The sequence below is a fragment of the Bradyrhizobium sp. USDA 4451 genome, assembly GCF_054822585.1.
Genome location: NZ_JBTRCH010000001.1, coordinates 7597482 through 7619326, shown reverse-complemented (window position 1 = coordinate 7619326; position 21845 = coordinate 7597482). Strand labels below are relative to the sequence as shown.

Annotated in this window: 22 protein-coding genes; 12 read left to right on the top strand and 10 right to left on the bottom strand. The window is 65.3% G+C overall.

Features of this window, described 5'->3' with window-relative positions:
* Positions 1-7: 7 nt before the first annotated feature.
* Positions 8-259: a hypothetical protein gene (locus ACVMB0_RS35700; RefSeq protein WP_461349193.1), complete on the top strand. Its 252-nt coding sequence runs from the start codon at positions 8-10 to the stop codon at positions 257-259.
* A 181-nt stretch (positions 260-440) separates the two neighbouring features.
* Here ACVMB0_RS35700 and lon read toward each other — a convergent pair whose 3' ends face one another.
* The gene (gene lon / locus ACVMB0_RS35695) at positions 441-2819 is read right to left on the bottom strand and encodes an endopeptidase La (RefSeq protein ID WP_461349192.1); all 2379 of its coding nucleotides are present in this window, start codon (positions 2817-2819) and stop codon (positions 441-443) included.
* Positions 2820-2831: 12 nt separating this feature from the next.
* On the bottom strand, positions 2832-3239 hold the full coding sequence (locus ACVMB0_RS35690) for an Hsp20/alpha crystallin family protein (RefSeq protein WP_456753196.1): 408 nt from the start codon (positions 3237-3239) through the stop codon (positions 2832-2834).
* Between the two features lie 262 nt (positions 3240-3501).
* Between ACVMB0_RS35690 and ACVMB0_RS35685 the strand changes: the two genes are divergently transcribed.
* Positions 3502-3777 carry a hypothetical protein gene (locus ACVMB0_RS35685; RefSeq protein WP_456753197.1) on the top strand — a complete coding sequence of 92 codons (276 nt, stop codon included), beginning with the start codon at positions 3502-3504 and terminating at the stop codon, positions 3775-3777.
* A 1-nt stretch (position 3778) separates the two neighbouring features.
* Complete coding sequence (locus tag ACVMB0_RS35680) at positions 3779-3943, top strand: hypothetical protein (RefSeq protein ID WP_456753198.1); 165 nt, start codon at positions 3779-3781, stop codon at positions 3941-3943.
* Between the two features lie 9 nt (positions 3944-3952).
* On the opposite strand, the gene ACVMB0_RS35675 is transcribed toward ACVMB0_RS35680, so the two are convergent.
* From ACVMB0_RS35675 to ACVMB0_RS35650, 6 genes are all read right to left on the bottom strand, one after another.
* Positions 3953-4717 carry a slipin family protein gene (locus tag ACVMB0_RS35675; protein ID WP_461349191.1) on the bottom strand — a complete coding sequence of 255 codons (765 nt, stop codon included), beginning with the start codon at positions 4715-4717 and terminating at the stop codon, positions 3953-3955.
* Positions 4714-6108 carry an NfeD family protein gene (locus ACVMB0_RS35670; protein ID WP_461349190.1) on the bottom strand — a complete coding sequence of 465 codons (1395 nt, stop codon included), beginning with the start codon at positions 6106-6108 and terminating at the stop codon, positions 4714-4716. The genes ACVMB0_RS35675 and ACVMB0_RS35670 overlap by 4 nt, the downstream gene beginning before the upstream one ends.
* Positions 6109-6221: 113 nt before the next feature.
* Positions 6222-7139 carry a 4-hydroxy-tetrahydrodipicolinate synthase gene (gene dapA / locus ACVMB0_RS35665; RefSeq protein ID WP_461349189.1) on the bottom strand — a complete coding sequence of 306 codons (918 nt, stop codon included), beginning with the start codon at positions 7137-7139 and terminating at the stop codon, positions 6222-6224.
* A 9-nt stretch (positions 7140-7148) separates the two neighbouring features.
* Positions 7149-7403 (bottom strand): hypothetical protein, encoded by a 255-nt coding sequence (locus ACVMB0_RS35660; RefSeq protein WP_456753202.1) that lies wholly within the window; start codon positions 7401-7403, stop codon positions 7149-7151.
* Positions 7404-7517: 114 nt separating this feature from the next.
* Positions 7518-7793 carry a hypothetical protein gene (locus ACVMB0_RS35655; RefSeq protein WP_461349188.1) on the bottom strand — a complete coding sequence of 92 codons (276 nt, stop codon included), beginning with the start codon at positions 7791-7793 and terminating at the stop codon, positions 7518-7520.
* Between the two features lie 13 nt (positions 7794-7806).
* The gene (locus ACVMB0_RS35650; RefSeq protein WP_461349187.1) at positions 7807-8271 is read right to left on the bottom strand and encodes a hypothetical protein; all 465 of its coding nucleotides are present in this window, start codon (positions 8269-8271) and stop codon (positions 7807-7809) included.
* 385 nt (positions 8272-8656) lie between these two features.
* Between ACVMB0_RS35650 and ACVMB0_RS35645 the strand changes: the two genes are divergently transcribed.
* The 7 genes from ACVMB0_RS35645 (at position 8657) to ACVMB0_RS35615 (ending at position 17289) form a co-directional block, all read left to right on the top strand.
* Positions 8657-8746, top strand: a complete 90-nt coding sequence (locus tag ACVMB0_RS35645; RefSeq protein WP_016846764.1) for a K(+)-transporting ATPase subunit F — start codon at positions 8657-8659, stop codon at positions 8744-8746.
* 117 nt (positions 8747-8863) lie between these two features.
* Positions 8864-10567, top strand: coding sequence for a potassium-transporting ATPase subunit KdpA (gene kdpA / locus ACVMB0_RS35640; RefSeq protein WP_461349186.1), 1704 nt, complete (start codon positions 8864-8866; stop codon positions 10565-10567).
* A gap of 24 nt (positions 10568-10591) precedes the next feature.
* Entirely contained in the window at positions 10592-12703 is a 2112-nt protein-coding gene (kdpB, locus tag ACVMB0_RS35635; RefSeq protein ID WP_461349185.1) for a potassium-transporting ATPase subunit KdpB, read from the top strand.
* A 114-nt stretch (positions 12704-12817) separates the two neighbouring features.
* On the top strand, positions 12818-13423 hold the full coding sequence (locus ACVMB0_RS35630) for a K(+)-transporting ATPase subunit C (protein ID WP_461349184.1): 606 nt from the start codon (positions 12818-12820) through the stop codon (positions 13421-13423).
* Positions 13424-13462: 39 nt separating this feature from the next.
* A complete protein-coding gene (locus ACVMB0_RS35625; RefSeq protein WP_461349183.1) occupies positions 13463-16174 on the top strand; it encodes a DUF4118 domain-containing protein in 2712 nt (903 codons plus the stop codon).
* The gene (locus ACVMB0_RS35620) at positions 16171-16860 is read left to right on the top strand and encodes a response regulator (RefSeq protein ID WP_456753209.1); all 690 of its coding nucleotides are present in this window, start codon (positions 16171-16173) and stop codon (positions 16858-16860) included. The genes ACVMB0_RS35625 and ACVMB0_RS35620 overlap by 4 nt, the downstream gene beginning before the upstream one ends.
* A gap of 186 nt (positions 16861-17046) precedes the next feature.
* Positions 17047-17289 carry a DUF6496 domain-containing protein gene (locus ACVMB0_RS35615; protein WP_456753210.1) on the top strand — a complete coding sequence of 81 codons (243 nt, stop codon included), beginning with the start codon at positions 17047-17049 and terminating at the stop codon, positions 17287-17289.
* 112 nt (positions 17290-17401) lie between these two features.
* On the opposite strand, the gene ku is transcribed toward ACVMB0_RS35615, so the two are convergent.
* Positions 17402-18289, bottom strand: coding sequence for a non-homologous end joining protein Ku (gene ku, locus ACVMB0_RS35610; RefSeq protein ID WP_461349182.1), 888 nt, complete (start codon positions 18287-18289; stop codon positions 17402-17404).
* Positions 18290-18395: 106 nt separating this feature from the next.
* On the opposite strand from ku, the gene ligD reads away from it, so the two are divergent.
* Positions 18396-21038, top strand: coding sequence for a DNA ligase D (gene ligD, locus ACVMB0_RS35605; protein ID WP_461349181.1), 2643 nt, complete (start codon positions 18396-18398; stop codon positions 21036-21038).
* Positions 21039-21200: 162 nt separating this feature from the next.
* Here the strand turns inward: ligD and ACVMB0_RS35600 are convergent, their stop codons facing one another.
* On the bottom strand, positions 21201-21365 hold the full coding sequence (locus ACVMB0_RS35600; RefSeq protein ID WP_082190472.1) for a DUF3309 family protein: 165 nt from the start codon (positions 21363-21365) through the stop codon (positions 21201-21203).
* Between the two features lie 165 nt (positions 21366-21530).
* Between ACVMB0_RS35600 and ACVMB0_RS35595 the strand changes: the two genes are divergently transcribed.
* Positions 21531-21839: a polyhydroxyalkanoic acid system family protein gene (locus ACVMB0_RS35595; protein WP_461349180.1), complete on the top strand. Its 309-nt coding sequence runs from the start codon at positions 21531-21533 to the stop codon at positions 21837-21839.
* The last annotated feature ends 6 nt before the right edge of the window (positions 21840-21845 follow it).

The following is a 21845-nucleotide window of genomic DNA, read 5'->3' as shown; positions in this document are numbered from 1 at the left end:
TTCAGCCATGTTTCGTACCGCAAGCTGCGTTGTGGCCGCCTTGCTTCTCGCCGGCTCGCTGAACACCGCAGCAGCCCAGAGCACGACCGAGGCCAAGCCGTCGAAGGTCAAGATCACCATGCAGAAGCTGAAGGACATGAAGGCGAAGTGGAGCGCCAACAAGCCCAAGCTGAAGGCCTGCCGCAAAGAGGTGAAGCAGAAGGGCCTGACCGGCGACGATCGCTGGTTCTACATAGAAGACTGCATGGGCAAGAGCTGAGCGTCACCGCTCCGAGGGCGCTGAACATGGAGTGGAGAGAGCACGCCGTGCGGCACCCCTCTCCCCAGCTCTCCCCCTCTTGTCCGCCGAAGCCTCTTGGCGAAGGCGGATGCGGGGGAGGGCTGGGGAGAGGGGTGAGCCCCGGGCGAGATGATCAACGCGGAGCGTTATCCGCCGCCGCTCACTCCGCCGCCGCAGACGTGGCCTTAGCGGGCTCCAGCGCAGCGGCGATTGCCTCGTCGACCCGTTCGAGCCAGATGAACTCGAGCTTGGCGCGGGCGCCGGCCGGGATGTCGTCGTAGTCGCGCTTGTTGCGCGCCGGCAGCATCACCCGGGTCAGGCCCGCGGCGGCGGCGGCGACCACCTTCTCCTTGATGCCGCCGACCGGAAGCACGAGACCGCGCAGCGAAATCTCGCCGGTCATCGCGGTGTCGCTGCGCACCGTGCGGTCGGTCAACAGCGAGGTGAGGGCGGTGAACATCGCAACGCCTGCGCTCGGGCCGTCCTTCGGTGTTGCACCGGCGGGAACGTGGACGTGGATGTCGCTCTTCTCGAACACGGCAGGATCGATGCCGAGCTGGGATGCGCGGCCCTTCACCAGGGTCAGCGCGGCCTGCACGCTCTCGCGCATGACCTCGCCGAGTTGCCCGGTGATCATCAGCCCGCCCTTGCCCGGCGTGCGCGAGGCCTCGATGAACAGGATGTCGCCGCCGACCGGGGTCCAGGCCAGCCCGGTGGCCACGCCGGGGATGCTGGTGCGCTGCGCGATCTCGTTCTCGAACCGGGGCTGGCCGAGCAGCGCCACGATGTCCTTCGGCGCGATGGTGACGGGGCTGGTGCTGCCCTCGGCGATCTGCACCGCGACATTGCGCAACACCTTGCCGATCTCGCGCTCCAGATTGCGGACGCCGGCCTCGCGGGTGTAGCTCTTGATGATCAGCCGCAGCGCGTCCGGATCGATCTCGACCTGGTCGGCCTTGATGCCGTTGGCCTCGAGCTGGCGGCGCACCAGATAGCGCTTGGCGATCTCGAGCTTCTCATCCTCGGTGTAGCCGGGCAGGCTGATCAGTTCCATGCGGTCGAGCAGCGGGCCCGGCACGCCGTCGAGCATGTTGGCGGTAGCGATGAACACGACGCGCGACAGGTCGAACGGCACGCTGAGATAGTTGTCGCGGAAGGTCGAGTTCTGCTCGGGGTCGAGCACCTCGAGCATCGCCGCCGACGGATCGCCCTGGACACCGCGGCCCATCTTGTCGATCTCGTCCAGCATCATCACGCAATTGCGCGCGCCGGCCTTCTTGATCGCCTGGATGATGTTGCCGGGCAGCGCGCCGATATAGGTGCGGCGATGGCCGCGGATTTCGGCCTCGTCATGCACGCCGCCGAGCGAGACGCGAACGAACGGCCGCGACATCGCGCGCGCGATCGATTGGCCGAGCGAGGTCTTGCCGACCCCGGGGGGACCCAGGAAGCACAGGATCGGCGCCTTGCCGCCGGGCGCCAGCTTGCGCACCGCGAGATATTCGATGATGCGGCTCTTGATCTTCTCCAGGCCATAGTGGTCGTGGTCGAGGATCTTGCGCGCTTCGGCTATGTCGATCGGCTTCTCCTCCGGCAGGCTCCAGGGCAGGTCGATCAGCCAGTCGAGATAGCTGCGCACCATGCCGGCTTCGGCCGCCGCTTCCGGCATCCGTTCGTAGCGGCGCAGTTCCTTTTGCGCTTGGCCCTCGGCCTCCGGTGGCATCTTGGCATCGACAATCGCCTTGGTCAGTTCGGCGACCTCGGCGGCCTTGCCGTCGCCCTCGCCGAGCTGGCGCTGGATCGTCGCCATCTGCTCGCGCAGGATCGCCTCGCGCTGCCGCTCGTCGAACACCGCCTTGGTCTTCTGGCCGATCTCCTGGCTCAGCCGCAGCACCTCGATGCGCTCGGCGAGATGCCGCGAGACCTTGTCCATCCGCGCCACGAGATCGATGGTCTCCAGGATATCCTGCTTCTCCGCCGGCTTGATGTCCATGTAGGAGGTCGCAAGGTCGGCGAGGGTCGCCGGCGACGTCGTGCCTTGCAGCGCAGCGATCAATTCGGGCGGCGTCTGCGGCAGCAATTGCGCGGCCTCCAGCGCCTGGCGCTGCAAATTGAGGAAGCGCGCCTCGATCTCGGGCGAGGTGGTGGTGGGCTCGGGGATCTGCAGCACGCGGGCGGCGAGGAACGGCGTGCCGGGCAGATAGTCGAGCACGCGCATGCGCTGCACGCCCTGGCAGACCAGATGATGGCTGTCGTCGGCGCCGGTGATGTAGCGCACGATGTTGGCGACGGTGCCGACACGGTAGAGCCCGTCCGGGCCGGGATCGTTGGTCTCGGGATCGCGTTGCAGCAGGATGCCGATTGGCCGCTGCTCGCGCACCGCCTGCTGGGCAGCGGCGATCGAGGTCGCACGCGCGATCGTGATCGGGATGATGACGTCCGGAAACAGCACGGTGTTGCGGACGGGGACGATGATCGTCGCATCGCTCGGGATTGGCGTCGAACTCGATGCCGGGCTTGAAACGTCTGATGCGGCCATGGCGAAATCCCCTCAGCTCGATTTTCCGAGCCGCAGGCCGACGCAGCCATGCGCGGCGAAGCGGCTGATGCTGTAGCGGCCCGTCGGCAGCGCGATGCGGCGCTCGAACCGGCCTTGCGGCAGTTCGAGGCGCAGGATGCGGGCGTTGCGGAGCTCGGCGGGCAAGGTGCGGCGGCCGGAGATCACCAGCGTGCCGCCGTCGAGCGCGGCCTCGACCTCGTCGGGATCGACCCCGGGTAGCGCGACCAGGATCAGGATCTCCTGCTCGGTCTCGATCACGTCCATGGGCGGTTCCCAGCTCGGCTCGCTGCTGCCCGCGCGCGGGTGGATGTTCAGGAAACTCTGGTGCAACCGTTCCGCCCGGGCGAGCGCCTCGATCGCGTCTGTCAACATCCAGTTGGTCTGATCTTTGGGCCGCATGGGTCGTCTCCACGTCGCATCGGGGGCGAGGTTACCGGTCTTGCCGCCGACCGTAAACCGGGCCCTCGCGTTGCCGATTGAGGGTAAAATTGTCCGTAATGTTGCGATTTGCGGCATCGCTGCGATGCGTCCGCCGCCTTCGGCGGCCGCTTATGCTGCGGCTATGCGACAGGGCTACGGGTCCTCTCGAATTCCTACGGCCTTCCCAGCATCTTCTGGTGTGACGCGGCGCTCGCGCGTGCCGCCAACAGATAGGTGGGACATGACCTTGCTCCAAGTACACGATGCCCGGCCGCACGGTTCGGCCGGCGCGATGCCCGCGATGTTCCGGCGGAGTATCCGGCGGATCGGTCTCGCCTTCAGAACGCTTCACCGCGCCATCGCTGCCGCCAAGATCCATCGGCTGCGCAACGAGCTGCTGCTGCATCGCGGGCATGACGATTGGGTGCGGACCCACATCGATGCCGGCGTGCCCGGTGGCGATGCCGAAAGGTATCCGCGCCCGCCGGTCGTGCTCGGCGAGAAGTGGGACTACTGAGATGCGCGCCGTGACATCGATCCGTTCGCTGCTGCGCAGCGCGGCAGAGGGGCTGCTCAAATTCCTCGCCTGGATCGGCGAGGAGCCGATCAGCACGTACCGGCCCGAGGCGCACTATATGCGCGGCCCGGGCCCGGCCTGGCGGGCCAAGCATCACGGGCATTAGCGATTCCGATCAAGTCGCCGGTTCACCTCGTCGCGTCAGGTGTTCGAGCAGATTCATCGGCAGCGGGAACACCACGGTCGAGGAGCGCTCGCCGGCAATGTCATGCAGCGCCGCGAAATATCGCAGCTGCATCGCCTGCGGCTCCTGGGCCAGGATCCGGCCGGCCTCGACCAGCTTCTCGGCCGCCTGCTGCTCGCCCATCGCGTTGATCACCTTGGCGCGCCGCAACCGCTCCGCCTCGGCCTGCTTGGCGATCGCCCGCACCATGGTTTCGTTGATGTCGATATCCTTGATCTCGACCCCGGTGACCTTGATGCCCCAGACGTCGGTCTGCCTGTCCAGCGTCTCCTGGATGTCGGCGTTCAGCTTGTCGCGCTCCGCCAGCATCTCGTCGAGCTCGTGCTTGCCGAGCACCGAGCGCAGCGTGGTCTGCGCCAGCTGGCTGGTCGCGGCCATGTAGTCGCTGACCTTGATGATGGCGCGTTCGGGATCGACTATGCGGAAGTAGAGCACGGCGTTGACCTTGACCGAGACGTTGTCGCGCGAAATCACATCCTGCGGCGGCACCACCTGGACCACCACCCTGAGATCGACCTTCACCAGCTGCTGCACCACCGGAATCAGGATGATGAGCCCCGGACCCTTCACCCCGGTGAAACGGCCGAGCGTGAAGATGACGCCGCGCTCGTATTCGCGCAGCACGCGCACCGCCTGGGTCAGGAAGACGATAATCAGCAACGCGATCGCCGCATAGATGAAATAATCAAGCATCATGCTTTACCTCCTTCGCCGGCGGTGGCCGGCGCGCGCCGCACCACCAGCGTCAAATCGACAATGTTGGCGACCTCGACCGTCTCTCCGGCCTTGAATGCCTCGGTGCCGCGCGCCTGCCAGCGCTCGCCATTGGTGAAGACGTGACCTGTCGTCCCGGTCCAGTCGAGCACCTCGGCCGGCAGCCCGCGCATGGCCTGTGCGCCAACACGGAGTGGGCCGTTGCGTGCGCGGCGCAGCGCGCCGAGCACGACGAGAATGAGGCCTGCGAACATCGCCGCGACGATGCCGATCACCGACCACGACAAGCGGTATCCGGGCGCCTCGACCCGAAACAGCATGGCAGCCCCCAGCACGAAGGCGACGATGCCGCCTAGGCCGATCACCACCGTCGGGTTGAAGGCCTCGATCGCCAACAGCGCGATGCCGACCAGCATCAGAGCAAAACCGGCGTAGTTGATCGGCAGCATGTTCAGCGCGTAGAGGCCGAGCAGCAGGCAGATCGTCCCGACCACGCCGGGCGCCACGGCACCGGGCGACATGAATTCGAAGATCAGGCCGTAGATGCCGACCATCAGCAGGACGAAGGCGATGTTGGGGTCGGTGACGACCGCAAGCGCGCGTGCGAGCCAGGTGGGATCGATCGCCTCGATCACGGCGTCCCTGGTCGCCAGGCGCTGCGTCTTGCCGGGGGAAAGCTCCACCGTGCGGCCATCGACCTGCCTGAGCAGGTCGGCCGTATCATGGGCGATGAATTCGATGACATGGACCTGCAATGCGGCGTTGGCGGAGAGGGTGGCGGCGTCGCGGACCCCTTTCTCGGCCCAGTCGGCATTGCGGCCGCGCAGTTCGGCGAGGCTGCGGATGAAGGCAACGGCATCGTTCGTCACCTTCGCCGTCATGGCATCTTTGGTTTCCGATACGCTGCCGCCGTCCTTCTCCTTGCCGCCCTTGTCCGGGGTGCTGCCCGGCAGGCCCGGCAGCGGGCCGCCGATCTGCACCGGCGTCGCGGCGCCGATATTGGTGCCGGGCGCCATGGCCGCGAGATGGGTCGCATAGAGGATGTAGGTCCCGGCGCTTGCGGCATGGGCGCCGGAGGGCGCAACGTAGCCGACGACGGGAACGGGCGAGGCCAGCACGTCGGTGATGATCTCGCGCATGCTGGTGCTGAGACCGCCCGGCGTGTTCAGGCGCAGGATGACGATTTCGGCGTGCCGCTCGGTTGCCTTGGCCAGGCCGTCCTTGACGTAGCTGGCCGATGCCGGGCCGATCGCGCCATCGATCGAAATGGTCAGGGCAAGACGGTTGTTGTCCGCGGCTGCGCCGGGACCGATGGAAGCAACCAAGGCGACCAGGACGGTCGCCACAACGAGAGCCGCCTTGAGGGTCTGCACGGCAAGCACTCCCTTGCCGTGGATATGGGGCGCCGTCCGGGAACCTCAATATGGCGCGGTGTCACGGGCCCGTGCACTGATCTCATTGTGCATTGCGATGGCTTTGGCAAATCTCAGCGCGCGGCTGCAAGATACGCGTCGGCAAGCCCGGCCATCGCCTGCGCGACCTCGGCCTTCGCCGGTCCGCCGAGCTGAACGATCGGCAGCCGGGTCGCCGGCTGGATGAGCCCCAGCAGACCCAGCGCGAACTTCAACGCGGCGGGATGGTCGCGCTCCAGCAACGTTGCGAGCGGCACCAGGCGCTGGTGCAACTCACGCGCCTGATATGGCCGGCCCGCGCGGAAATGTCGGTGAACGGCCACGTACAGATCGGGTGCGATATTTGCCACGGTCGAGATGCAGCCGTCGCCGCCGGCCGCGAGCCAGGCGACCGATGATGCATCGTCCCCGGTCAACATGCGGAACGTCGCCGGCAGACGCGAGCGCAGGCGCACCATGCGCGCGACGTCACCGCTGCTGTCTCGCAATCCGATGAACGCCGGCACTGCTGCGAGCCCGAGCAGGGTCTCATCCGGAAGCCCCTTGACCGTCCGCTGCGGAATGTCGTGCAGGATCACGGGCAGCGTGGTGGCCGCTGCGACGGCGCGGAAATGCGCCGCCATGCCCTGCGGCATCGGCTTGTTGTAATAGGGCACGACCGACATGATGACGTCGGCTCCGGCCGCCTCGGCGGCCTGCGCGAAGGTGACGGCTCGATCCGTCGCATTCGACCCGGCACCGGCAATGATGCGGACCCGCCTGCGCGCGACATTGGCGGCGGTGCGAACCAGTTGCACGCGCTCAGCCGGCTCCAGCGTCGCGCTTTCGCCCGCAGTCTCGCCGACCACCAGCGCCGTGGCGCCGGCCGCGATCTGGCGCTCGCACAGCCGGCCGAACGCCTCGGCATCGATCTCGTCGCGGTGGGTGAAGGGGGTCGGAAGATCCGGGATGAAGCCCGACAGCCAATCGGCCGTGTCAGCTTTCGCAGTCATGGGAGTGGCTCAGGCCACGCGGCTTGCGGGAAGCTTTGCGGTCTCGCCGCGCATATCGAGCTCGATCTCACGCGACAGCTCGACGATCATTTCGGGGTGCTGGCCGTTCTCGAACAGCGCGTATTTGACCGCCTGAGCGCGGTTGACGAACAGGCCCCCATAGAGGCCGTTCTGCTGCTGGGCGACCCACTGGCCGCGGCGGTTGCGGCCGATGAAGACAATACTGGACGCTGCGCTACACGAGGGAGGTTCGACGAGTTTCACTGACGTGGTCCTTGAGGTGGAATTCACGCGATCAATGTCTGTGTTACCGGATATGAAATCGAGCGTGAGCGGACAGCAACTTCATAGGGGCGGCATAGGATTTTCGGGTATGGTTCAGAGACCCTGGATCAGGCCGGTGCCGAGCGCGCACAGCGCGACATAGGCGGTCATTTCGTCCCAATGATTGAGGTTCGCGGCAAACGGTACCTCGCGCTTGACGACGCCTACGAGTGCGCAGATCAGCGCCGACATCCACAGCAGCGTGACCAGGCCCTTGCCGAACCCAGCGCCGGCAAAGATGGCAAAGCCGATCATGATGGCGAGCCGGAAGCCGAACCGGACCATGACCTGGAACGATTGCAGCTGCTGTGGCAGTTGTTTCGCGTTCACGATTGCGCCGCCGTCAGCCGATATTGTCGACGAACAGCGGCTCGTACAGCGTGCGGGTCTCGCGGCGGACGGTCGGCACGCTGGTGCGATTCTCGGGCGCCGAGATCCGCTGCGCTTCGACGAACGCGCTGAGGATCGCGAGCGCGAGATCGGCATGGCGGGTCTCGATCGACTGGTCGAGCCAATCGGGCAGCTCGCGCTCGCGCGACAATGCGCAGTGCCACTCGCCTTCGTCATAAACCAGGCGGCGGACCTGCCATTGCGGCAGTTCGAGATCGAGCAGCGCGATCGCGGCATCGGTCCAGGCGCCGGACTGGATCAGGCGCTCGACGCGCGAGGTCTTGGCGCTCTGCCCGACCGAGGGAAAGCGCCGGCAGGTCTGGCTGATGATGTCGGCCATGAACTCGGCCGTGACAGTGCAAGCGTCGCGCAGCCGTTCGCCGAGATCGGTCGAGGTGGTTTGGGATAGCACGGACATCGCGTCATCTCGTCCTGGGTTACGGACCAAAGCATTGGCCGCAGGCCCAAAATGGCCGGAGTGCTATTTGAAAACGAGACGAGGCGAGGGGCGGAGATATAGGGATTCCATAAAGACCTCGCTGTCGTCCCGCCCTCGCCGGGACGACGATTACGGAGGCACTTATACGATTCCTATAACGTCCTTATGCGTCACATCTCGAAAACCTATGCGCCGGATGGCACTTCACGGCGATCCGGTGCGGAGCACCTATACCGTCGCCCGTGCCCCTGGACGCATAGGAGTCTCTCATGATGGACATTCTCATGGCGGCGCTCGCGATCGGCTTCTTCGCGGCCGGCATCGGCTACGCCTACGCCTGCGAACGGCTGTAACGGAGGCGGCGATGATCTTCGATTACTCGCTCGCCGGCCTCGTCTCGCTCGGCCTGCTGTTCTACCTCACCTACGCGCTGCTGCGGCCGGAACGCTTCTAGGGCCGTCGATGTCAGCGCTTTGCACAATTCTGTTGGCCGACGCGGTGCTGACCGGGCTGCTGCTCGGCATGTTCGCGTCGCTGCTGCGCTTCGCACCCATTCGAAAGGTTTGACGCGATGACCGTCATCGGTTGGATTCAAATTATCCTGTTCTGCGTGATCGTGATCGCGCTGGTCAAACCGCTCGGCTGGTACATGACCCGCGTGTTCAACGGCGAGCATACCTTCCTCTCGCCCGCGCTGCGCCCGATCGAGCGGGGCATTTACTGGGTCGGCGGCGTCGACGAGCGGCGCGAGCAGCATTGGCTGACCTACACGGTCGCCATGCTGCTGTTCCATGTCGGCGGCTTCGCGCTGATCTACGGCTTGATGCGGCTGCAGGCGGTGCTGCCGTTCAACCCGGCCGGACAGACCGCGGTGGCCGAAGATCTCTCCTTCAACACTGCCATCTCCTTCATCACCAACACCAACTGGCAGAACTACGGCGGCGAGAGCACGCTGTCCTATCTGGTCCAGATGCTTGGCCTGACCCACCAGAACTTCCTGTCGGCGGCAACCGGCATCGCGCTGGCGATGGCGCTGATCCGCGGCTTCACCCGTTCGTCGATGCGCACGGTCGGCAATTTCTGGGTCGATGTGACGCGCTGCACGCTCTATGTGCTGCTGCCGATCTGCATCGTCTACACGCTGTTTCTGGTCTGGCAGGGCATGCCGCAGACGCTCGGCGCCTATGTCGATGCCACCACGCTGGAGGGCGGCAAGCAGACCATCGCGCTCGGGCCGGTCGCCTCGCAGGTCGCGATCAAGATGCTCGGCACCAACGGCGGCGGATTCTTCAATGCCAACGCCGCGCATCCGTTCGAGAACCCGACCGCGCTGTCGAATCTGGTACAGATGGTTTCGATTTTCGCGCTCGGTGCGGCGATGACCAACGTGTTCGGCCGCATGGTCGGCAACGAGCGCCAGGGCTGGTCGATCTTCGCCGTGATGGGTATCCTGTTCGTCGCTGGCGTCGCCGTCACCTATTGGGCGGAAGCCAACGGCACCTCCCTCCTGCAGGCCTATGGCCTGATCGGCGGCAACATGGAGGGCAAGGAGGTCCGCTTCGGCATCGTCGCGTCCTCGTTGTTCGCCGTGATAACTACCGCTGCGTCCTGCGGCGCGGTCAACGCGATGCATGACAGCTTCACCGCGCTCGGCGGCATGATCCCGCTGATCAACATGCAGCTCGGCGAGGTCATCATCGGTGGCGTCGGTGCCGGCCTCTACGGCATGCTGCTGTTCGTCGTGCTGGCGATCTTCGTCGCCGGCCTGATGGTCGGCCGCACCCCGGAATATGTCGGCAAGAAGATCGAGGCGCGCGAGGTCAAGATGGCGATGCTCGCGATCCTGGTGCTGCCGTTGATGTATCTCGGCTGGACCGCGGTCGGCGTCGTGCTGCCGTCGGCGGTGGCCTCGATGGCCAATGCCGGTCCGCACGGATTCACCGAAGTGCTCTATGCCTTCACCTCAGCGACCGGCAATAACGGTTCGGCGTTCGCGGGCCTCACCGGCAACACGCTGTTCTACAATCTGACGCTGGCGTCCGCGATGTTCGTCGGCCGCTTCTTCATGATCGTGCCGGCGATGGCGGTCGCGGGTTCGCTGGTCGAGAAGAAGTCGATCCCGGCCTCGGCCGGCACCTTCCCGACCACCGGCGGCCTGTTCGTCGGCCTCGTCATCGGCGTGATCCTGATCATCGGCGGTCTCACCTTCTTCCCGGCGCTGGCGCTCGGGCCGATCGTCGAGCACCTCGCCATGAACGCCAACACCCTGTTCTGATCTGATTTGTCCGGAGTGACATCCATGGAAACCACTAGACTGCAGAAGCAGGTGACGGCGTCGACCATGCTCGACCCCAAGATCCTGGTGCCGGCGATCAAATCGGCCTTCGTCAAGCTCGACCCGCGGCTGATGGCGAAGAACCCGGTGATATTCGTGGTCGAGGTCGTGGCCGCGTTGACCACGGTCATCTTCGTGCGCGATCTCGTCACCGGCAGCGCCAACCTCGGCTTCACCTTCCAGATCATCCTCTGGCTCTGGTTCACGGTGCTGTTCGCCAACTTCGCCGAGGCCGTCGCCGAGGGTCGCGGCAAGGCGCAGGCGGAATCGCTGAAGAAGACCCGCACCGAAAGCCAGGCCAAGCTCCTGACCGGTACCGACCGCACCTATCGCATGGTGCCCGGCACCTCGCTGAAGGTCGGCGACATCGTGCTGGTCGAGGCCGGCGACAACATCCCGTCGGACGGCGAGGTGATCGAAGGCGTCGCCTCGGTCAACGAGGCGGCGATAACAGGTGAATCCGCGCCCGTGATCCGCGAGTCCGGCGGCGACCGTTCCGCGGTCACCGGCGGCACCCAGGTGCTGTCGGACTGGATCCGGGTCCGCATCACCGCGGCGCAGGGCTCGACCTTCATCGACCGCATGATCAAGCTGGTCGAAGGCGCCGAGCGGCAGAAGACGCCGAACGAGATCGCGCTCAACATCCTGCTCGCCGGCCTCACCATCATCTTCGTGTTCGCCACCGTGACGATCCCGAGCTATGCGGCCTATGCCGGCGGCTCGATCTCGGTCGTGGTGCTGGTGGCGCTGTTCGTGACGCTGATCCCGACCACGATCGGCGCGCTGCTGTCGGCGATCGGCATTGCCGGCATGGACCGCCTGGTGCGCTTCAACGTGCTGGCGATGTCCGGCCGCGCGGTGGAAGCCGCCGGCGACGTCGATACGCTGTTGTTGGACAAGACCGGCACCATCACGCTGGGCAACCGCCAGGCGACCGCCTTCCGCCCGATCCGCGGCATCTCCGAGCAGGACCTGGCCGACGCGGCGCAGCTTGCTTCGCTGGCCGACGAAACGCCGGAGGGTCGCTCGATCGTGGTGCTCGCCAAGGAGAAATACGGCATCCGCGGCCGCGACATGCATGAGCTCCATGCTACTTTCGTTCCGTTCACCGCGCAGACCCGCATGAGCGGCATCGATGCCGGCGCAATGTCGGTTCGCAAGGGTGCGGTGGACGCCATCCTCGCCTATGTCGACGGCGGCGCACCGCGCACGGTGGCCTCCGGGAATACCGTCCGGGCGGTCGCGGCGAACATGAGCCCCGAGGCGCGCGAAATCCAGGCGATTGCCGACGAGATCGCCAAGGCCGGCGGCACGCCGCTGGCGGTCGCCAAGGATGGCAAGCTGCTCGGCGTCGTGCACCTGAAGGATATCGTCAAGGGCGGCATCCGCGAGCGCTTCGCCGAATTGCGCCGGATGGGCATCCGGACCGTGATGATCACCGGCGACAACCCGATGACCGCGGCCGCGATCGCGGCCGAGGCTGGTGTCGACGACTTCCTGGCGCAGGCAACGCCTGAGGACAAGCTCAAGCTGATCCGCGACGAGCAGTCCAAGGGCAAGCTGGTCGCGATGTGCGGCGACGGCACCAACGACGCACCGGCGCTGGCGCAGGCCGATGTCGGCGTCGCCATGAACACCGGCACGCAGGCCGCCCGCGAGGCCGGCAACATGGTCGACCTCGATTCCAACCCGACCAAGCTGATCGAGGTGGTCGAGATCGGCAAGCAGCTGTTGATGACCCGCGGCGCGCTGACTACGTTCTCGATCGCCAACGACGTCGCAAAGTACTTTGCGATCATCCCGGCGATGTTCCTCGCGTTCTACCCGCAGCTCCAGGTACTGAACGTGATGCACCTGGCGAGCCCGCAGAGCGCGATCCTGTCGGCGATCATCTTCAACGCGCTGATCATCATTGCGCTGATCCCGCTGGCGCTGAAGGGCGTCAAGTATCGCGCGGTCGGCGCCGGCGCGCTGCTCAGCCGCAACCTGATGATCTATGGCTTAGGCGGCATCATCATCCCGTTCATCGGCATCAAGGCGATCGACCTCATCGTCGCCGCCTTGGGCCTGGCGTAACCACAACCGTCATTGCGAGGAGCGAAGCGACGAAGCAATCCACCCATCCGTTATGCCGAACCATGGATTGCTTCGCTTCGCTCGCAATGACGAAAGAGACTTAGGAGACCTATCATGCTCAGAGAAATCCGTCCCGCCATCCTGGTGCTGGTGCTGCTGACCGCGATCACCGGCCTTGCCTATCCGCTCGCCATGACGGCGATCGCCGGCGTCATCTTTCCGAAGCAGGCGCAAGGCAGCCTGATCGAGAAGGACGGCAAGGTGATCGGCTCCGCACTAATCGGGCAGGAGTTCAAGGAGGATAAATACTTCCACGGCCGGCCATCGGCGACGGTGGCGCCCGATCCGAGCGATGCTTCCAAGACCGTGCCGGCGCCCTACAATGCGGCCAATTCCGGCGGCTCCAATCTCGGCCCGACCAGCAAGGCGCTGAACGACCGGGTCAAGGAGGATGTCGAGAAGCTGAAGGCGGAGAACCCGTCCGCCAGCGTACCGGTCGATCTCGTCACCACTTCGGCCAGCGGGCTCGATCCCGACATCTCGCCGGATGCGGCGCTGTTCCAGGTGCCACGTGTCGCCAAGGCGCGTAGCATGTCGGAGGATACGGTGCGCGAGCTGGTGGCGCAGAACACCCAGGGCCGCCTTGCCGGCGTGATCGGCGAGCCCCGCGTTAACGTTCTTGCGCTCAACCTGGCGCTCGATGCGGCAAAGGCGAAATAGGGGAGTAGGCCCGCTCTCGCAGGATGACTATATTGCGGTATGGCCAATCAGCGCGACCCCGATAAACGACCCTCGCCGGATGCGCTGCTGGAGGCGGCGCGCCGCGAGACCGATCGCTCTGGGCGACTGAAGATCTTCATCGGCGCCGCCCCCGGCGTCGGCAAGACCTACGAGATGCTCTCGAGCGCCCACGCCCGCCTCAAGGCGGGCGTCGACGTCGTGGTCGGCGTCGTCGAGACCCACGGACGGGTGGAGACCGAGGCACTGCTCAGGGGTCTCGAAGTGATCCCGCGGAAGCGGCTGGGCTATCGCGACCAGACGCTCGAGGAGATGGACCTCGACGCCGTGATCGCGCGGCGGCCGCAGCTCGCGCTGGTCGACGAGCTCGCCCATACCAATGCGCCGGGCAGCCGGCATCCCAAGCGCTATCTCGACGTCGAGGAGCTGCTGTCGCACGGCATCGACGTCTACACCGCGATCAACATCCAGCACATCGAGAGCCTCAACGACGTCGTCGCGCAGATCACCCACGTGCGGGTGCGCGAAACCGTGCCGGACTCGGTGATCGATCGCGCCGATGCCATCGAGCTGATCGACCTGACGCCCGACGATCTGATCCAGCGGCTGAGGGAAGGCAAGGTCTATGTGCCCAAGCAGGCCGAGCGGGCGCTGGAGCATTACTTCTCGCCCGGCAATTTGACCGCGCTGCGCGAACTGGCGCTGCGCCGTACCGCCGAGCGGGTCGACGAGCAGCTGCTCAACCACATGCAGGCCAATGCGATCCAGGGTCCGTGGGCTGCTGGCGAACGCATCCTGGTTTGCCTAAGCGAGGATCCGCGCGCCGCAGGCCTCGTGCGCTACACCAAGCGGCTCGCCGACCGGCTGCATGCGCAATGGACCGCGGTCAGCATCGAGACGCGGCGCAGCCTGCAACTGAGCGACGAGCAGCGCGACCGGCTTGCCGACACCATGCGGCTGGCGGAATCGCTCGGCGGCGAGGCGCTGACGCTGCCCGGTGTCGGCCGCCGCATCGCCGACGACGTCATCAATTTCGCTCAGGCCAACAACGTCACCCAGATCATCATCGGCAAGTCGACGCGCTCGCGCTGGTTCGAGCTGACGCATGGATCGGTCGTGCACGATCTGGTGCGTCGCGCCGGCAATATCAGCGTCAACGTGATCGCCGGCGACGAACTGCCGGTCGGCAAGGCGGCGGTGCAGACCGCGCAGCGGCAGGATCCGTTCAATCCGCGGCCCTATCTGATGGCGCTGCTGCTGACCGCGATCGGGCTCGGCGCGGCCAAGCTGATCCAGCCGTTCTTCGGCATCGAGAATGTCGACCTCGTGTTCATCACGGCCGTGGTCGGCGCCGCGGCGCGCTACGGGCTGTGGCCGTCGCTGCTGGCGAGCGTCGCGGCGTCGCTGTGCTACAATTTCTTCTTCCTGCCGCCGGTCTACACGTTCACGATCACCGACCCGACCAATGTCGCGGCGTTCTTCTTCTTCATGCTGATCGCGCTTTTGGTCTCCAACGTCGCGGCGCGGGTGCGGACTCAGGCCGACACGGCGATCGGCCGCGTCCGCACCACCGAATCGCTCTACGCCTTCAGCCGCAAGCTCGCCGGCACTGCGACGCTGGACGACGTGCTGTGGGCGACCGCCTACCAAATCGCGCTGATGCTCAAGGTCCGCGTGGTGCTGCTGCTGCCGGAGGGCGGCATGCTGACCGTCAAGAGCGGCTATCCGCCCGAGGACCAGCTCGATCAGGCCGATCTCGCGGCCGCCAACTGGGCCTGGGGCAACGATCGTCCTGCCGGCCGCGGCTCGGACACGCTGCCGGGCGGCAAGCGGCTGTTCCTGCCGATGCGCACCGGCCGGGGCCCGATCGGCGTGATCGGCATCGACGACGACCGCACCGGGCCGCTGTTGACGCCGGACCAGCGCCGGTTGCTCGACGCGCTGGTCGATCAGGGCGCGCTGGCGATCGAGCGCGTGCTGCTGGTCGAGGACATGGATCGCGTCAAGCGCACGGTGGAATCCGACCGTTTGCGCGGCGCGCTCCTGACCTCGATCTCGCACGATCTCAAGACGCCGCTGGCCTCGGTGCTCGGCTCGGCCTCGGCGCTGCGCGATCTCGGCGCGAACCTCAGCGACGCCCAGAAGCACGATCTGCTCGCCACCGTGATCGACGAGTCGGAGCGGCTCAATCGCTTCATCGCCAATCTGCTCGACATGACCAAGCTGGAATCTGGCGCGATCGTGCCCAACACCGCGCGGCACGATGTCGGGGAGATCGTCGGCAGCGCGCTGCGCCGCGCCGCCAAGATCCTGGTGCATCACCGTGTGTCGTTGGAACTCGCCACCGACCTGCCGATGCTGGAGCTCGACGCCGTGCTGTTCGAGCAGGTGCTGTTCAATTTGCTCGACAACGCCGCCAAATACGCCCCGTCGGACACCACGATCTCGATCCGCGGCACGCGCGACCGTGGCGCGGTCACGCTGCAGATCCTCGACGAGGGCAACGGCATTCCCGCCGCCGAGCTCGAAAGCGTGTTCGACAAATTCTATCGCGCAGAGAAGGGCGACCATGTCCGCCCCGGCACCGGCCTTGGGCTGGCGATCTCGCGCGGCTTCGTCGAGGCGATGCGCGGCACGATCGCGGCGGCCAACCGCTCCGACCGGAGCGGCGCCGTCATCACCATCCGCCTGCCGATCCCCGCCGACACCAACGCGCTGGACACTGCTGCATGAATGCGACGCCGATCAAGGTCCTGGTCATCGACGACGAGCCGCCGATCCGCAAGCTTTTGCGGATGGGGCTGAGCACGCAGGGCTACGATATTCTGGAAGCCTCCAACGGGAGAAACGCCCTGGAGCTGCTGGCCGAGGGGCCGGCGCTGATCATCCTCGATCTCGGACTGCCGGATATCCAGGGCCACGACCTCCTGCGGATGATCCGCGGTCGCAACGAGAGCGTCCCGATCGTGGTGCTGTCGAGCCGTGGCGACGAGGCCGGCAAGGTGCAGGCGCTCGATCTCGGCGCCGACGACTATCTCACAAAACCGTTCGGTATGGACGAATTGCTGGCGCGGCTGCGCGCGGCGCTGCGCCACCAGTTGCAGGTGCAGGGCGAGCGGCCGGTGTTCCGCTCCGGAGACCTCTCGGTCGATCTGGTGCGCCGGATCGTCAAGGTCGGCGATAAGGAGATCAAGCTGTCGCCGAAGGAATACGACCTGCTGCGGGTGCTGGTGCAGCACGCCGGCAAGGTGCTGACGCATCGCTTCCTGCTGAAGGAATTGTGGGACGAATTGACCGACGCGCAATATCTGCGCGTCTATGTGCGCCAGCTCCGCCAGAAGATCGAGGCCGATCCCGAACGTCCGCAATTCGTGCTGACCGAGACCGGCATCGGCTATCGGCTGCGCGGGCCGGACTAACGTGTGGCCCGGATGAGCCAATGGGTCGCGCGAACGCGCGCCCGATGACAGGCTCCGCGATATCCGGGGCATCTCTCCCACGTCGCTGCGCTCATGCGGGCTACGTCAGTGCCCTCGTCCGACGACACCAAACGGAACTTTCGCTGCCATCGAGGCTTGTTTTCCCTCACCGGGAGAGGAGAACCCATGGCCAGAAAATACTCGCGAAAGGCATCGCGCGATGTCGAGGGCGCGATGAAGAAGCGCAAGGCCGGCACGCTGCGCAGCGGCCGCTCCAAGAAGAAGGTGAAGAGCCGCAAGCAGGCGATCGCGATCGGTTTGTCCGAGGCGCGCGCCAAGGGCAAGAAGGTACCGAAGAAGTCCTCCAAGAAGAAAGCGTCGAAGAAGCGCAAGACAGCCAAGAAGCGCAAGAGCTCGAAGAAGAAGTAACTGGATGAATTGCATTCATCCGTCATTGCGAGGAGCGTAGCGACGAAGCAATCCATCCCTCCGCGCATATGGAGAGATGGATTGCCTCGATACGCTCGCAAGGCGAATCAGTTCACCCCGCCTTGCGCGACCGCGCACTCGACCGGTGCGTCTTCTTGGCGGCGCGGCGGTGCGAGGTCGGGCGGCGCGCGGTGGAGCGCGAGCGCCGGGCGCCGTGTTTCCCGCTTTTCAAGCTCTGCTGCAACGCATCCATCAGGTTGACCACATTGCTCGGCTTCTCCTCGCGTTCCGCGGCCTTGATCGGCTTGCCGGCGGCCTTGCGGCGGACCAGCGCCTTCAACGCGGTCTCGTATTCGTCCTTGAATTTCGACGGATCGAAATGTGCGGCCTTGCTGTCGAGGATGTGGCTCGCAAGCTCGATCATGTCCTTGGTCACTTTCGGGCTCTTGATGTCGTCGAAATAGTCGTCCGCCTCGCGCACCTCGTAGGGGTAGCGCAGGGTGGTGCCGAGCATGCCCTTGTCGAGTGGCTCGATCGCGATCACGTGCTCGCGGTTGGTCAGCACGATGCGGGCCAGCGCGACCCGGTCCTGGTCCTTCATGGCGTCGCGGATCACCGCGAAGGCGTCGACTCCGGCCTTGCCGTCGGGCCGGATGTAGTAGGGGTGGTCAAGATAGCGCTTGTCGATCTCGCCCTCGGGCACGAAACTGTCGATGTCGATGGTGTGGTTGCTCTCGATCTCGACCGCCTCGAGTTCGTCCTTCTCGATCTCGACATATTTGCCCTTGCTCACCTCATAGCCGCGGCCTTTCTGGTCGCCCTCGACGACGTCGCCGGTCTCGCTGTCGACCATCTGTTGCTTCAGCCGGTTACCGGTGTCCCGGTTGATCATGTGGAAGCGGGTTTTCTCGACCGAGGTCGAGGCCGGATAGAGCGCCACCGGGCACGACACCAGCGAAAGTTTGAGCGTGCCCTTCCAGTAGGCGCGGGGAGCGGCCATGATCGTCTCCAAACAGCTTGAGTTTGGAACTTGAACGGATACCGTAGGTTTTGGTTCCTGAAGGCCGCACGGGGGCGGCGGCCATGATTTGCGCCGAGGCCTGCACGTGTCGCTGAGAAACCTCACCACCTATCGCAAGAAGCGCGACTTTGAGAAGACCAGCGAGCCGTCGGGCGAAGTCAAGGTCGCGCCAAGCAAGCAACGGCGTTTCGTGATCCAGAAGCATGATGCGACGCGCCTGCATTATGATTTCAGGCTGGAGTTCGACGGCGTCTTCAAGTCCTGGGCGGTGACGCGCGGGCCCTCGCTCGATCCGCACGACAAGCGGCTCGCGGTCGAGGTCGAGGACCATCCGCTCGACTACGGCGATTTCGAAGGCACGATTCCGGAGGGACAGTATGGCGGCGGCACCGTGCAGCTGTGGGATCGTGGCACCTGGGAATCGGACGATCCCGAGCGCGGCTTCAAGAAGGGCGACCTCAAGTTCACGCTGCATGGCGACAAGCTGCACGGCAGCTGGGTGCTGGTGCGGATGAAGAACGACCGCTTCGGCGGCAAGCGCACCAACTGGCTCTTGATCAAGCACCGCGACGAATATGCCGTGGAGGGTAACGGCGAGGCGATACTCGACGAGGATCGCTCGGTCGCATCGGGACGCTCGATGGACCAGATCGCCGCCGGCAAAGGCCGGGCGCCGAAGCCGTTCATGCTGGCCAAGGGGAACGGGAAGGCCAAGGCGGATGCGGTTTGGCAGTCCAATCACGGCATGGCCGCGGACGCGCGCGCCAAAACCAAGGCGCCGGCGCCGAAAGCGAAGTTGAAGGCGCGAAAGGCGACGTCGAAGCAGGTGTCGGAGATGCCAGATTTCGTCAAGCCGCAACTCTGCGCTGCGGTCGAGAGCCCGCCGAACGGCGCGGGCTGGTGCCACGAGATCAAGTTCGACGGTTATCGCGTGCAGCTCCGCGTCGAGGACGGCGAGGCCGTGCTGAAGACGCGCAAGGGGCTCGACTGGTCCGACAAGTTCGGTGCGATCGTGACGGAGGCAGGCAAGCTGCCGGACGTCCTGATCGACGGTGAGATCGTCGCGCTCGACAAGGACGGTATACCGCACTTCTCGACGCTGCAGGCGGCGCTGTCCGATGGCAAGACTGACCACCTGATCTTCTACGCGTTCGACCTGCTGTTTGCCGGCCACGAGGATCTGCGTCCGCTGCCGCTCGCCGAGCGCAAGGCGCGGCTCAAGAAATTGCTGGCGTCGCGCAAGGGCAAGAACCTCCTGATCCGCTATGTCGAGCATTTCGAGCAGCGCGGCGAGGCCGTGCTGGAGTCCGCGCGCGAGCTCAGCCTCGAAGGCATCGTTTCCAAGAAGCTCAACGGGACCTATCATTCCGGCCGTTCCGATGACTGGACCAAGGCCAAGATCCGCGCCGGCCATGAGGTGGTGATCGGCGGCTGGAAGACCACCAACGGCAAATTCCGCTCGCTGATGGCCGGCGTCTATCGCGACGATCATCTGGCCTTTGTCGGCATCGTCGGCACCGGCTTCGGCCAGGACACCGTCCGCCGCATCATGCCGGCGCTGAAGGCCGCGGCATCGGACACCAGCCCGTTCGGCGGCAAGGATGCGCCGAAGAAGACCCGCGACGTGCATTGGCTGAAGCCGGAGCTGGTCGCCGAGATCGAATTCGCCGGCTGGACCGACGCCCGCAATATCCGCCAGGCTGCGTTCAAGGGCCTGCGCCAGGACAAGCCGGCGCATGAGGTCGAGGCCGAACGGCCGGTCGCAACCAACGTGGTGAAGCCGATGGCCAAAGGGAAATCGTCCGGAACGTCGGCCGGAAAATCGTCCGCCGAAGTCATGGGCGTCGCGATCTCGCATCCGGACAAGGCATTATGGCCAGACGCCGGCGACGGCGAGCCGGTGACCAAGCGCGATCTCGCGAATTATTTCGAGGCGGTCGGCGAATGGATGATCTCCTATCTGAAGGGACGGCCATGCTCGATCGTTCGTGCTCCTGACGGCATCAAGGGCGAAACCTTCTTCCAGCGCCACGCAATGGCCGGCACGTCGAAGCTGCTTAAGCTCGCCAAGGTGTCCGGTGACCGCAAACCGTATTTGCAGATCGACCAGATCGAGGGTCTCGCGGCGGTCGCGCAGCTCGGCGGCCTCGAGCTGCACCCGTGGAACTGCGCGCCTGACGCCTACGATACGCCAGGCCGCCTGGTTTTCGATCTTGATCCTGCGCCTGATGTGGCGTTCACCGAGGTGATCGACGCGGCCAAGGACATGCGCAAGCGACTGTCGGCTGTGGGCCTCGAAAGCTTCTGCAAGACCACGGGTGGCAAGGGTCTCCACGTCGTCACGCCGCTGACCGACGGCGCCAGGGACAAGGTGAGCTGGAAGGAGGCCAAGGCATTCGCGGAGGCCGTCTGCCAGTGGATGGAGCAGGACGAGCCCGAGCGCTATCTGATCAACATGTCCAAGGCCAAACGGAAGGGCAAGATCTTCCTCGACTATTTGCGCAACGACCGGATGTCGACCGCGGTCGCGGTGCTGTCGCCGCGGGCGCGGCCGGGCGCCACGGTCTCGATGCCGCTGGCCTGGAGCCAGCTGCGCGGCAATCTCGATTCGAAGAAATTTACGGTACGGACCGTGCCGGCGCTGCTCGCCAAGACCAAGGCCTGGGACGGCTATGAGGATGCGGCATCGTCGATCAAGGCAGCGATGAAGAAGCTTGCGGGGAATTAGCAGATTGTGCCGCGGGCTTAGTTCGTCATACCCCGCGAAGGCGGGGTATTCAGTATGCCGCGGCTTGTCGGTTCGGTCGCTGCTGCCTCTGAAATACCGGATCACCCGCGAAAGCTTTCGCGGGTGATGACATCTCTATGTGAGTTGCTCCGTCGCGGGATGCTACAGCCGTCCCATCAGCAGCAGGATCAGCAGGATCACGATCACGAGGCCGAGGCCGCCGCCGCCGTAATAGCCGGTACCGTAGAACGGTCCGCCGCCGATGCCGCTGAAGCCACCGAGCAGTGCGATGACCAGAATGATAAGAATGATCGTTCCAATTGACATTGAGCTCTCCTCAGCCCCGTGGGCTTATTGATCTCTGCCCTTCGGGGAGGGAAACAATTCGCAACTACGAAGGTTCCCCTTACGGCAATACGATAAACCTGTGTGATCTTCCGTTTGGGTTGGAACAGAACTACATCAACGGAATCCATGGAGGAGTGCACTGCGATGTCGGCTCCGCTGATTGTCTCGATTCCCCATAGCCTTGGCCGCGACGAGGCGGTGCGGCGCCTGAAAGCCGGCTTGTCGCGCGCCGCGGCGAATGTACCTGTCATGAGCGTCGACGAGGAGCGCTGGGACAATAACCGCATGAACTTTCGTGTCCGCGCACTGGGGCAGGTCGCGGCCGGACACGTCGATGTCGAGGATACTCATGTGCGCCTGGAAGTTACGCTGCCATGGCTGCTGCAACGCTTTGCCGAAGTGGCACAGGCTGCCATCCAGAAGAGCGGGCAGTTGCTGCTGACCAAGCGCTGACCCGCG

Excerpts from the sequence above, each read along its gene's own strand:
- ACVMB0_RS35675 (WP_461349191.1), bottom strand. The coding sequence starts at position 4,717 with ATGATGCTTGATTATTTCATCTATGCGGCGATCGCGTTGCTGATTATC.
- ACVMB0_RS35630 (WP_461349184.1), top strand. The coding sequence starts at position 12,818 with ATGCTCAGAGAAATCCGTCCCGCCATCCTGGTGCTGGTGCTGCTGACC.
- ACVMB0_RS35685 (WP_456753197.1), top strand. The coding sequence starts at position 3,502 with ATGACCTTGCTCCAAGTACACGATGCCCGGCCGCACGGTTCGGCCGGC.
- ACVMB0_RS35645 (WP_016846764.1), top strand. The coding sequence starts at position 8,657 with ATGATCTTCGATTACTCGCTCGCCGGCCTCGTCTCGCTCGGCCTGCTG.
- lon (WP_461349192.1), bottom strand. The coding sequence starts at position 2,819 with ATGGCCGCATCAGACGTTTCAAGCCCGGCATCGAGTTCGACGCCAATC.
- ACVMB0_RS35690 (WP_456753196.1), bottom strand. The coding sequence starts at position 3,239 with ATGCGGCCCAAAGATCAGACCAACTGGATGTTGACAGACGCGATCGAG.
- ACVMB0_RS35620 (WP_456753209.1), top strand. The coding sequence starts at position 16,171 with ATGAATGCGACGCCGATCAAGGTCCTGGTCATCGACGACGAGCCGCCG.
- ACVMB0_RS35600 (WP_082190472.1), bottom strand. The coding sequence starts at position 21,365 with ATGTCAATTGGAACGATCATTCTTATCATTCTGGTCATCGCACTGCTC.
- ACVMB0_RS35615 (WP_456753210.1), top strand. The coding sequence starts at position 17,047 with ATGGCCAGAAAATACTCGCGAAAGGCATCGCGCGATGTCGAGGGCGCG.
- ACVMB0_RS35700 (WP_461349193.1), top strand. The coding sequence starts at position 8 with ATGTTTCGTACCGCAAGCTGCGTTGTGGCCGCCTTGCTTCTCGCCGGC.
- ACVMB0_RS35595 (WP_461349180.1), top strand. The coding sequence starts at position 21,531 with ATGTCGGCTCCGCTGATTGTCTCGATTCCCCATAGCCTTGGCCGCGAC.
- ACVMB0_RS35625 (WP_461349183.1), top strand. The coding sequence starts at position 13,463 with ATGGCCAATCAGCGCGACCCCGATAAACGACCCTCGCCGGATGCGCTG.
- kdpA (WP_461349186.1), top strand. The coding sequence starts at position 8,864 with ATGACCGTCATCGGTTGGATTCAAATTATCCTGTTCTGCGTGATCGTG.
- ACVMB0_RS35650 (WP_461349187.1), bottom strand. The coding sequence starts at position 8,271 with ATGTCCGTGCTATCCCAAACCACCTCGACCGATCTCGGCGAACGGCTG.
- ku (WP_461349182.1), bottom strand. The coding sequence starts at position 18,289 with ATGGCCGCTCCCCGCGCCTACTGGAAGGGCACGCTCAAACTTTCGCTG.
- kdpB (WP_461349185.1), top strand. The coding sequence starts at position 10,592 with ATGGAAACCACTAGACTGCAGAAGCAGGTGACGGCGTCGACCATGCTC.
- dapA (WP_461349189.1), bottom strand. The coding sequence starts at position 7,139 with ATGACTGCGAAAGCTGACACGGCCGATTGGCTGTCGGGCTTCATCCCG.
- ACVMB0_RS35680 (WP_456753198.1), top strand. The coding sequence starts at position 3,779 with ATGCGCGCCGTGACATCGATCCGTTCGCTGCTGCGCAGCGCGGCAGAG.